The organism is Microcoleus sp. PH2017_35_SFW_U_B (assembly GCF_020737865.1).
Classification (GTDB): Bacteria; Cyanobacteriota; Cyanobacteriia; order Cyanobacteriales; family Microcoleaceae; genus Microcoleus.
This window is the reverse complement of the sequence record NZ_JAEQDE010000024.1, coordinates 69,536-81,413: the sequence shown is the minus strand read 5'-3', so window position 1 is coordinate 81,413 and position 11,878 is coordinate 69,536. Positions and strand designations below refer to the sequence as shown.

Sequence of the window (11,878 nt, the reverse complement as noted above, 5' to 3'; positions counted from 1 at the left end):
CCGTGGCGTTAAAAGAACCAGGTACGTTGAGCAGGGCATTCTGCCCAAAAATTAATTCTTCCTAAGATATTTTGAATGTTGGGATTGGTTAAAAAGTTTGCCGTTTGACCGGAACTGAGACCAAACTGAGTAAAACTGTGAAACAGGTTAGCCTTGTCACCGCCCAATGACCCCCCGGAAATGTCGTAGCGATTGCCGTTGGGTGTCACGACTGTATTCGTGCCGTCTGGTGCGGGGGTGATGGGTTGCGCGGAAGCGGAACCAGCCGCTGCATTGAGCCAGCCAACTATGAATAACCATCCGAGCAAATGTAGTTTGTTGGCTGCCATTGTGTTTAAAGATTTGTGCTAAAAGTGCGATGTATTTATCTATCCTTAGTCTTACTCCTCAAAGTTCCTCATTTGAAATACTCACCGTGCTGAAGCAACGGTGATTCTTGACGCTTCATCGGGGAAAAGCTACCGAAGTAGTCTGACAGTCCCTCTGCGCCCGTTTAGAGTCGTGGCGATTCCCCATCCCGACTTTCTCAATATTCTTAGCGGCGTTTTCATCTCTATCTTGCTCAGTACCGCAATTCAAACAAAGCACTGAGCGAATAGACAAATCGATTTGCCCCCACTTAAAACCGCAGTCTGAACAAACCTGACTGGTAGGTTCCCATCGACTGATGACCTTGAACTCTCTGCCAAACTTCTCTGATTTAGCCTCGCACAAAGTTCGGAATTCATACCATCCTTGTTGGCTAATTGCTCTTGAGAGTTTGCGATTCTTTACCATGCCAGACACATTTAAATCTTCCAAAACAATCACTTGGTTTTCGTTGATTACTTTGGTTGACAACTTAACTTGTGTAAGAAATCTTTGCGAGTATCGGCAATTTTATTGTGCAGCTTGGCGATTCTAATGCGAGTTACATTCCTTCTCTTGGAATCTTTGGGCTGACGGGCTAACTTGCGTTGCAATTTGCGAACTTTGCGGTCTAGTTTTTTATAGCTAGGGCTTTCGGCTTTCTCGCCGTTGCTCATCACCGCAAAGGTTTTGATTCCTAAATCGATTCCGATGCTGGGGTTTTTAGCCTCAGATGAAATGGGTTGAATTTCTATTACAAAGCTCAGCAAATAACGATTTGCACAATCCTTGATTACCGTGACGGAACTAGGTTCAGATGGTAACGCCCTCGACCAAATCGGATTGACAATTCCAATCTTGGCTAGATAAACTCCATCACCTTTGATTGAAAATCCTCCAACTCTAAAACGCGCCGATTGACTGCTGGTTCTTTTTTTGAACTTAGGATATCCGACTTTACGACCTTTTCTCTTTCCCTTGCAGGAGTTGAAAAAGTTCTTAAAAGCAATATCCAGGTCGGCAACTGATTGTTGCAGCGGGACGCACGACACGTCTCCCAGCCAAGCCCTTTCTTCAGTATTTTTAGCCCCAGTTATGACGATTTTTTGCAAATCTGCCGAACTTGGTTTTTTGTCTGACTGTTTGCAAAGTGCGAGCGCATCGTTCCAGACTACCCGGACGCAGCCAAACAACCGAGCTAGGCTCTGCTGTTGTTGGTCGGTTGGGTAAAATCTGTAACGAAATCTTGCTTTCACGGGTTGTGTTAAAATTGGTCTATTATTTGATTATATATTGGTCTACAGGCAATGACAACTATTTACTTACCGCCGAGAACGGCATTCTGTTACAGAACTTAAAATGCACTTGGTCTGCGTGACAAAGTACCGTCGGCCTGTATTTACGGGCGAAAGTCTTGATTTGATTGAAAAAACGTTTCGAGAGGTTGCTGAAAAAATGAATTTTCAGGTTCTGGAGTTTAATGGTGAAGGTAATCACATTCATGCGCTGATTGAGTATCCGCCTAAACTTTCTATCTCTCAAATAGTGAATGCTTTGAAAGGAGTTTCTAGCCGTCGCTACGGACAGGCTGGATACAAAAAACCTCACAAAGAAGCTTTATGGAGTCCTAGCTATTTTGCGGTTTCTGTAGGGGGCGCGCCTCTAGAAGTCTTAAAGGAATATATTAAAAATCAAGAAAAGCCGTCCTAGAAGGACGGGGCTTGTATCCCAATTTTTTGGTCAGTTAGGTAAGTTCGGAATCTTGCATATGGTAGCTTACCAAGGACTGCCGATCAGGGTGAAACTACTCCAGTAGTAAGGATGAGAAAAATCTTGGTTTCTTTGTTTGATATTAGCTGGTAAATTCAACTTCCCTCCTGTTGTCACTAACTGTTGGTTTTTAATTCCAACTTGACGAGCAATCATTGCTTGTTGAGCAAGTTGCAGGGTTTCTGCCTTAGTTGTGCCTCCTCGAAGTTGGTAGTAAAATTCGCTCATCAGTCCCAAAGTGCCTCCATCGTCAACATACCACAAACTCCCTAGGGCAGATGCAGCGCCGGATTTGACCGCTAAACCTCCAAAACCTAACTCTGATTCGCGATCGCCCAAAGCAGTTGTACAAGCACTCAATACTAACAAGTCTACCTGCGGATTGCGCCAATTTAAACTTCCCATATCATTGAGTCGCAATTTAGAATTCCAGAGTTGAATGTAGGAATTACTCGCTTTTCCTGGTTGGAATTCCGCATGGGTTGCTAGGTGAACAATCCGAAATTCTCCCTTGGCGTGTTCGGAGTTGAGTGTATCTAAGGTGAAAGCTGAATTGAGGAAAAATGGCCCCTGCAACTGACCAGAAATCATCTGCAATTCTAGGGGGACGCTGGGTAATGGCTTTTTGTCCACAAATTCCGATCGTCCCATTGCTAGCACTCTGGTGCTATTAACCGATTTGTAATTAGTGTTAGTGGCACTAAAACTCGGAATTAGGCTGAAATTGTATTTTTGAATCAAGAAGCCTTTACCGTCGTGCAAAGCGGCAAAAGGTACACTCCGCAATCCCGGATCTACTGACAGCAATAAAGTCTTAATTCCTAACCTTTCTAAGTCTTTTTCTAGAGGTGCGATCGCCCATTTATACAGTTGCTGGGCGGAGGGTAGATAACTGGTAGTATTGCGTTTGGCGGGAGTGGTGATTTCATCCCGCAACTCTTTGACAACCGGGAAAAGAGCTGCTCTGTTGGCTTCCGGAACGCTGTAGTGAATCGATCGCCCTACGGGAGGAATTAAAATTAGTTCCAGTCGATCGACTCGCGAGACCATGTAGATAATACCAGACCGCTTGCCGGTTTGCTGTTCGATATTTCTTAATGTTTCTTGGAATGTCGGAACCAAGAGTTGTTCGTCTGGGAGGTTGCTTTTTATCCCCAGGTATGATGCAAATTCTTGATTCCTCAGTCCTTCGACTCCCCAGACTATTTTCTGGATGTCGTTAGTTTCAAAAAGTCGATCGGGAGACGAGACATATCCCAGCGCTAAACGAGAATTAGAGTTGGCTGCTGGCGCTGATTCGTTGCTGCTTTGTGTTGGCTGTGATTCGCCCGAGGGCAAGTTACTGATGATACTAGAATCAAGTCTTAAAATGCGATCGTTAACAACACCGGAACTGTTTAGGCGTGGAATACTCCGGGGCTGCAAGTCTTCTGTTTCGGGGGTTGAGGGTGTAGCTGCCGGTGTGGGTGTAGCTGCGGGTGCGGACGATGCTGATGCTGCTGTTCCTACTGTGCTGCCACGTGCGATCGACAATGGGTTAGAATCGATCGCAGGTACTGCTGCTTCTGTTGTTGTCGGCGAAACTGTCGATCGATTTGTCGGCGCAATTCCTTCGGTTGTCGGCGAAACACTCGATCGATTTGTCGGCGCAATTCCTTCGGTTGTCGGCGAAACACTCGATCGATTTGTCGGCGCATTGTCGGCGCAATTCCTTCGGTTGTCGGCGAAACTGTCGATCGATTTGTCGGCGCAATTCCTTCGGTTGTCGGCGAAACTGTCGATCGATTTGTCGGCGGAATGATGTCAGTTATGGGCGACGAAATTGTTGACCGATTTGTCGGCGGAATAAGACCCTCGATCTGCCCATTTGTCGGCGGAATATTTTCCGAGATTAGCCCATTTGTCGGCGGAATGATACCAGTGTTCGGCCCATTTGTCGGCGGAATGATACCAGTGTTCGGCCCATTTGTTGGCGGAATGATACCAGTGTTCGGCCCATTTGTCGGCGGAATGATACCAGTGTTCGGCCCATTTGTCGGCGGAATGATACCAGTGTTCGGCCCATTTGTCGGCGGAATGATACCAGTGTTTGGCCCATTTGTCGGCGGAATGATACCAGTGTTCGGCCCATTTGTTGGCGGAATGATGCCCGTGTTTGGCCCATTTGTTGGCGGAATGATGCCCGTGTTCGGCCCATTTGTTGGCGGAATGATGCCCGTGTTCGGCCCATTTGTTGGCGGAATGATGCCAGTGTTCGGCCCATTTGTCGGCGGAATGATGCCCGTGTTTGGCCCATTTGTCGGCGGAATGATGCCCGTGTTTGGCCTATTTGTTGGCGGAATTACTTCAGGTGTCGGCCCATTTGTCGGCGGAATGATGCCCGTGTTTGGCCCATTTGTTGGCGGAATTACTTCAGGTGTCGGCCCATTTGTCGGCGGAATTACTTCAGGTGTCGGCCCATTTGTCGGCGGAATTACTTCAGGTGTCGGCGGGATTGGCTGCCGATTTGTTGGCGCTGGATCTTTGCCGTCGTCAGTCAACAACACAATATTACCCACAATACTAGAACGCGGAAACGACTGCGATGTAATTCTAGATTGTCCAGTTGTAATTGCACCCGCCGTACCGTTAATAGTAGTATCTCCCACGACAAACGGTTGAATCGGTGGGCCTTGATCTCCACCAGCGTGCACAATTGTAATTTTGCCACCACCGGCGCCACCCGCAGTAGAAATACTAGCAAATCCTGTCGGCGAAAGTGCGGTGGAAAAACCACCTGTAGCGCGGAAAAAATTCCCCGTCGAAATAAACACATCGCCACCAGTGCCACGCGTACCGCCTTGGGCATTAATTGACTCTACTTGAAGATCGCCGATCGGATCTAAGAACACATTGCCACCATTTCCGGCTGTACCGAAGGAGGTAATTTTTCCCGCCGTAATTGAATTTAAAGCTTTAACGGTAATGTTCCCGCCAGTATTTCCCGCTGTATTCAAATCTCTAGCATTCACTTTTCCGGTAGGGCTCGAAAGCTCGATTGTCCCTCCATTTTGCCCGTTTGAAGCAGTGACATTTCCCAACAAATTGATATTTCCGGTGCTATTTACTTGCAAGCTTTGCGCGTTAATATTCGAGTTTGCTGTAACATCCGCAGCATTGGCTGTCAGATTTCCTAGGGCTGTGGTTGCGCCCACCGATCCATTGAAAGTGATGCTGCCGCTACCTGCTGCGAGATTTAGATTCCGGGCGCCATCTATACTGTCGATCGCACCCCCAAAGCCAATATTCCCGCCAGCAGTCTTGAATACAGCATCTTTCGTCAACCCGAGAGAACCGTTAATATTGATATTGCTGTTATTAGTGGTAACATTGCCACCCAACTTAGTATTTAAGGCAGTAACATTCAAACCTGTCAGTGGTGTTGTGTTTCCGATATTTCCTTGCAGCAGCACATTGCCTTTAGTAGCATTGATGTTCAAGCGCCGAGATCCATCGATCGCACCTGCGATACTAACATTACCGACGGCACTGCTGAGAGCGACATCATTGCCGAGTTTGACATTATTGCTGTTAAGAGCAATACTGCTGTTGTCATTTCCGGTAATATTGGCGTTAAGTGCGATCGTACCAGTTCCCGTTTGAATCGTGACTGGGGCGGTAAAAGTGAGATCGTTAGGAATGGTAATATTGCCACTACCATTCAATTTCCCGATCGCGATCGAGCTAAATCCCTTTTGAATCAAATTAATTTCCGATGCCGTCAAATCTAAAGCGGGAGTAGTGTTGTCGGTGCCACCAACCACAATATTTTGTCCTGCCTTTGTCGGTTGCAACGCTAGCGAGGCCGTACCAGAAACCTTATCGGAAAAATTAATTTCACTTGCTGTTAAATTCAGCGAGTTACTTCCTGCTGCTAAAGTCGAACCGAAAGCAATAGTTGCATCTCCCGGTGTAAAACTTACAGGAGCTTTTAGTGTCACCGGGCCTTGAAAACTGATGTTATCATTAGTTGTGGCGATATTGCCGCTAACCGCAACAGTTCCCGCCCCTTTTTGACTGAATGCACCGTCTAAATTCAGGTTTTTCTCAATATTGAGATTAACCTTATTGGTAATTGTGAGCGCCCCGTCATTGGTGGTTGTGACAATTCCTTTGAGATTAACATTGTCAGCAGCAATACCGAGATTGCCAGCTACGTCAACAGTCTTGTTGAAAGTAATATCGGTGCCTGCGAGAATCGGATTGTTGGCAATTGTCACTGCATCTGCATAAGTTTGACCGCCAGTTGTCGTAACACTGCCACCTAAAGATGTTTTGCTGTTGGCAGTTAAACTTGTCAGAGGAGTTGTTTTGCCGATCGCACTTGTGAAGGTAACATTACCGCTAGCCGCCTTCACCGTCAAATCGCTGCCACCATCAACAGTATTGTTAAAAGTTAATTCGCTACCTGACAGAATCGGATTATTGGCAATCGTGACTGCATCGTTATAGGTTTGAGGGTTAGTTGTAGTGACATTTCCCTTCACTTGAGTTGTGCCACCCGCATCTGTAGTCAAACTCGCGGCCTTGACTGTTTGATTAAATGCAGTTATTCCTTGAGAGTTAGCTTTCAGATTGCCGATCGCACTTGCAGCCCCAACTGCACCGCTGAATGTAATATTGCCACTACCCGAATTCACAGTCAAATCGCCAGTGCCGTCAACATTATTATTGAAAGTCACAGCGCTACCTGAGAGAATCGGATTGTTGGCAATTGTGACAGCATCTCCATAGGTTTGAGGGCCAGTTGTAATGACATTGCCCTTGAGTATAGTTGTACCAACCGCATTGGTAGTGACGCTGGCAGAACTGACAGTATTAAATGTGGTTGTACCTGTAGAGTTAGCTGTCAGATTGCCGATCGCACTTAGAGTCCCAACTGCACCGCTAAATGTAATATTACCGCTACCCCCATTCACCGTCAAATTGCTGCTACCGTTCACAGTATCGTTGAAAGTAACGCCCGTGCCTGCGAGAATTGGATTGTTGGCAATCGTGACAGCATCTCCATAGGTTTGAGCGCCGGTGGTAGTCACATTGCCATTTAATTCAGTTTTGCCGCCAGCATTGGTAGTGAAACTGCTAGCAGTGACAGCATTAAATGTAGCCGTACCACCACTGTTGACAATAATATTTCCTAAGGGTACGGTATTACCTATAGCACCTTTCACCGCAATATTTACCGTACCTGTTTCTAAAGTGAGATTGCCACTGCCATCAATATTATCATTCAACAGAATCTTGCCACTTGCTGAATTTCCATTGCCGATCAAGACGCTATCTCCGACTAAGACATTACCCTTAATGGTGATATCTTGAGCGGCGGTGGTAATATTTCCCTTCAGGTTATTAGTAGTAGCGTTGAGAGTAACTGAAGCATCATCAGTTCCCGAAATTGCTTGAGCTTTATTTACAAAAATTGTGCCTTGAGTATTGAAAGTCACAGGATCTTTGAAAACAGCAGGCAAATTGTCTACCGTGATATTGCCTGCGGTAGTATTAGTTCCGATCGCAATTCCACTAAATCCATTAGCCAAGGAGGAGAAAAATTGTTTTCCTAAATCGATCGCCTTCGGATCGTCAGCAAGTGCATCCTGGAAGCGAATTCCGACATTAGGCGAAGACGGCGCAATTGACAAAGTACCCTTACCCTGTACGGAATCTGGGCCTCCCGAAAAGCTCATGTCATTACCGCTAATGCTAATATTTCCCGTACCGGACAATCCCCTAGCATCAATGATATTGATCCGAACTAGATTGGGTGTGGCGATCGCGATATCGCCACCCGCACCGTTCGTAGAACTAGAGTTCCAAACTACTCCGGGATCTGCTAAAATGTTGCCTGTTTTACCCGTGAGGGTAATTTTTCCACCATCGCCCGCCGTGGAACTTGAGTTAAGATTACCAGGAGTAATATTGTTCGCACTCAGTGCAATCGGGCCGCCACTTCCAGTAGTAGAACTGGTATCGATCGCCCCTGTGGAACTCCTCGTAATGTTACCATTGTTGCTCGTAAGCGCGATCGCCCGTCCGGGATTCGTAATATTGCCTGTAGTAATATCGCCAGTAGTGGTAATCGCGATCGGACTGGTACTGGTAACATTCTGAGAATTGACTATTGTCAGGGAACCCAAAGGCACAGTCCCCCCAACAGCCCCGTTAAGATTAATAATACCTGTTCCCGAAGTCAAAGTTAGCTTCCCATCGCCGTCAACAGTTCCCTTAAAATTAATGTCGCCTGCCTTCGTCAACCCAGTATCGAGAGTGACATTAGAACCCTGAACGAGAGACACTTTACCACCAAACGTAATATTCTGTTCGTTGGTGACAACATTTGCATTTAAGTTAGTAGTGGGAGCATCAAAACTAATTGAAGCATTATTTACACCTTTAATGTTGCCATTGACTGCAATTGTGCCGCTAGTTGTGGCGCTAGTTTGGGGAGATCGAAATGTAACCGGAAAATCAAAAGTAACAGCACTGGGGTCAGCAATTGCGATCGTCCCACTGCCGTCCGCCCGCCCGACAATCATTTGGGAAAATCCCTTGAAAGCTGCGAGTTCAGTAGTGCTGAGATTCAAATCAGCAGAATTACCGGCAGTGCCAACAGTAATACCTAAACTCGGAGTCAGAGGTTGCAACAGAATAGTACCGTTGCCTTTGACTTGAGACGTGGGTGAAACCGTAATTGCATCACTGGTCAAAGTAACATCATTACCGGTTCCCGCCGTCAGGTTGATGTTGCTATTATTCAGGTTAATTTCATTAGTACCGCTTGGCCCATTACCAGTCAGAGCAACATTTCCCACCGTCGATTTGAGCGCTCCATTATTCAGATAAATTGCCGCCGAACCGATTGCTGCCTTACCATTCAGATCGATACTTGCCTTCGTCGATTCTACTGCTGAATTACCCTCAACAATAATGCCATAATTTGTTTTATTGATACCAGTCCCCGCACCTGTGCCAGTCATGGCGATATTTCCACTCGCCGATCGCACGTTAGAATTAGCAACAGATATCCCGCTGTTATTGTCTGTGCCCGCACCAGCCGTACCGTTGAAAGAAATACTTCCGCTTCCAGTTGATTCAACTAACGATCCATTTAGAAGTGGTACCTCTGACGACGGCAGGTTTTCCATGCGAATACCGTGGTTACCAATTCCAGTGCCACCACCTGTCCCTGCGAAACTGATGTTTCCATTGTTTGATAGCACTTTGGCGGCGTTAATCAATATCCCGGAGTTATTGTTTTTGCCCGCACCGCCGGTACCGCTGAAACTAATACTTCCAATGCCTGTTGATTGCACTAAGGCCGCGTTGTCGATCGCAATACCGTAATTACTGCTTCCACTGCTGCCACCTTTTCCAACAAGACTGATATCTCCATCGAATGATTTAACGCTGCTATTGCTCTCAACAGATATCCCTCTATTGCTGCCATTAATCCCATTGCCGCCCGTACCAGTCAGGCCAACTTTTCCCGTCCCCGTTGATTCCACCACGGCATTACTCAAAATCAGAATGCCGTTACCAGATCCGCTGCCGTTACCAATCAGTGTAATCTCACCATTGGCTGAACTTATAGTAGGCCCGCGCAAAATTATCCCGTCACTATTGAGGCTGGTACCGCTAGTGCCAGTAAGGGTAATCTTTCCCGTTCCAGTAGTTACTAAAGTAGGTGTAATGGTTCCGCCAGATACCTGAAGGCCGACGTTGATTGCCGTGTTTCCTGCACTACTACCAGTGAGGTCAATATTCCCACCACCAGCATTAATCGTACCACCATTAATATTAATCCCATTTCCATTGACAGTATTCCCGCGGCCAATACCGGTAAAATTGCCACCATTTGTATTAATCGTCGCATTGGTAATGGTGACATTACCACCGGCGAGATTGTCGGTATCAGCATTCAGGGTGATATTGCCTCCCTGAGTTGTGATATTGTTGTTAACAAATATGCTATTACTGGCATTCAGAGTCAGGGAATTTTTATTAGCCCAAGCAATCGGAGCGCTAACTGTAATATCCCCTGCACTCGCACCAAGAGATGTAGTAGAAATAGTGACATTACCTAAACCCAATTGCGTTTGCAGCGTCCCGTTATTAATTGTAGCCGTAGGCGCAGCGATACCGGGAGTAAACACTCCTCCCCCGAATGCACCGGCTGCATCCGGAGCTGTGCTAATAGTAATATTAGTAGGATCTAACAATAAGGTTCCGGCACTGCCGACAGTCGATCGCAAATCCACCAACCCAGCGAAATCCAGCGATTGTTTTCCCGATACCTCCACAAACCCGCCATTCCCAGAAAACAAGCCACCTCGGGCAGTAATATTCCCATTAAAACGAGTAGTTTCATCAGCCCAAACGATCGCTCGCCCGCCATTACCGTTGCTAATCGCATCCACATTAATTGTCGAATCTGCACTCACAAACGTCCGCACAGCATTCGGCACAGTCCCCAAACCCTGAAAATCTCCGCCAATCAGTACATTCCCGCCGCCGTTAATACCCGAAGCATCGATGTTAGCCGCGATCGCGCCTACGCGATCGCCTAAAATGTTAACATTACCCCCAGTATTGCCAGAGACGTTGATACTGCCACTGGCGATCGCAGTTCCCGCCACAACAGGCACAGCCAAATTCCCCAGCACCACATCCCCATTCGGATTTACCGTCAAATTCGTTGCTTGTTCCTGGCCTTTTCCTGTCAGTAACTCCGGCAAAGATAACACCGGTTGCGTCCAATTATTCGGCAGCGAGTTTTGAGTTACTACTGGTTGAACATCCAAACTCAATAAATTACCAGCTTGAGAAATCCGCACCAAATTTTGACCGGGTACAGCCGTAATCAGAACACCGCCTCCTGGCGCGTTTAGCTGGCCGGTATTCACAACCGTCCCCCCCGTCAAACTTAAACTTTGACCGGGTGCCACCGTCAAATTCCCGGCATTTACAATGCTTCCTGCTTGCGGACTGGTAAAGGCAAAACTGTTTGGCTTCCCGATTAAGCTGGCCCAGTTGTTATTGCCGATCGCACTAAACCACTGATTGTTCCCAAAACCGATACCTGTCGCCGCCGTAGCGCTAAAAGAACCCGGTACGTTGAGACTCGCATTTTGTCCAAAAATTTAATTCTTCCTAAGATATTTTGAATGTTGGGATTGGTTAAAAAGTTTGCCGTTTGACCGGAACTGAGACCAAACTGAGTAAAACTGTGAAACAGGTTAACCTTGTCACCGCCCAATGACCCCCCTGAAATGTCGTAGCGATCGCCATTGGGTGTCACGACTGTATTCGTGCCGTCTGGTGCGGGGGTGATGGGTTGCGCGGAAGCCGAGCCGGCCGCTGCATTGAGGCAGCCAAGTATGAATAACCATCCGAGCAAATTTAGTTTGTTGGCTGCCATTGTGGTTAAAGATCTGTGCTAAAAGTGCGATCGTATTTATCTTTCCCTATTCTGACTCATGAAGGTTCCTCCTGTCAATAGGATTTACGGTATTTTGCCTCGAAAAAATATAGCAAATCCGCAGGAAATCTATCTATTTAATTACCATAAATAATTGGTTTAAAGCCGGAACCCTTTTAAGGATAAATTAAAAGCAGACTATTCATTACTCCAATCCTCTTCTTTCCTTTGTCAAGTGCTATCAACTGTCAACTATCAACTGTCAACTATCAACTATCAACTGTCAACTGTCAACTGTCAACTGTC

Annotated in this window: 4 protein-coding genes and 2 pseudogenes; 1 reads left to right on the top strand and 5 read right to left on the bottom strand. The window is 46.6% G+C overall.

Features of this window, described 5'->3' with window-relative positions:
* Nucleotides 1-8 precede the first annotated feature (8 nt).
* Nucleotides 9-329, bottom strand: a complete 321-nt coding sequence (locus tag JGK36_RS04675) for a hypothetical protein (protein WP_293200822.1) — start codon at nt 327-329, stop codon at nt 9-11.
* Nucleotides 330-410: 81 nt separating this feature from the next.
* Nucleotides 411-1,604, bottom strand: a pseudogene (locus JGK36_RS04670) (RNA-guided endonuclease InsQ/TnpB family protein).
* Between the two features lie 70 nt (nt 1,605-1,674).
* Here JGK36_RS04670 and tnpA point away from each other — a divergent pair.
* Nucleotides 1,675-2,058: pseudogene (gene tnpA, locus JGK36_RS04665) on the top strand (IS200/IS605 family transposase); the annotation flags it as partial.
* 66 nt (nt 2,059-2,124) lie between these two features.
* Here the strand turns inward: tnpA and JGK36_RS04660 are convergent.
* The 3 genes from JGK36_RS04660 to JGK36_RS04650 all read right to left on the bottom strand — a co-directional run bounded on the left by JGK36_RS04660 (nt 2,125) and on the right by JGK36_RS04650 (nt 11,572).
* Nucleotides 2,125-3,651: a CHAT domain-containing protein gene (locus tag JGK36_RS04660; protein ID WP_293196351.1), complete on the bottom strand. Its 1,527-nt coding sequence runs from the start codon at nt 3,649-3,651 to the stop codon at nt 2,125-2,127.
* The gene (locus tag JGK36_RS04655) at nt 3,624-11,099 is read right to left on the bottom strand and encodes a filamentous hemagglutinin (protein WP_293200821.1); all 7,476 of its coding nucleotides are present in this window, start codon (nt 11,097-11,099) and stop codon (nt 3,624-3,626) included. Before JGK36_RS04655 ends, JGK36_RS04660 begins: the two co-directional genes overlap by 28 nt.
* Nucleotides 11,100-11,170: 71 nt before the next feature.
* Nucleotides 11,171-11,572 (bottom strand): hypothetical protein, encoded by a 402-nt coding sequence (locus JGK36_RS04650; RefSeq protein ID WP_293200819.1) that lies wholly within the window; start codon nt 11,570-11,572, stop codon nt 11,171-11,173.
* Nucleotides 11,573-11,878 lie beyond the last annotated feature (306 nt).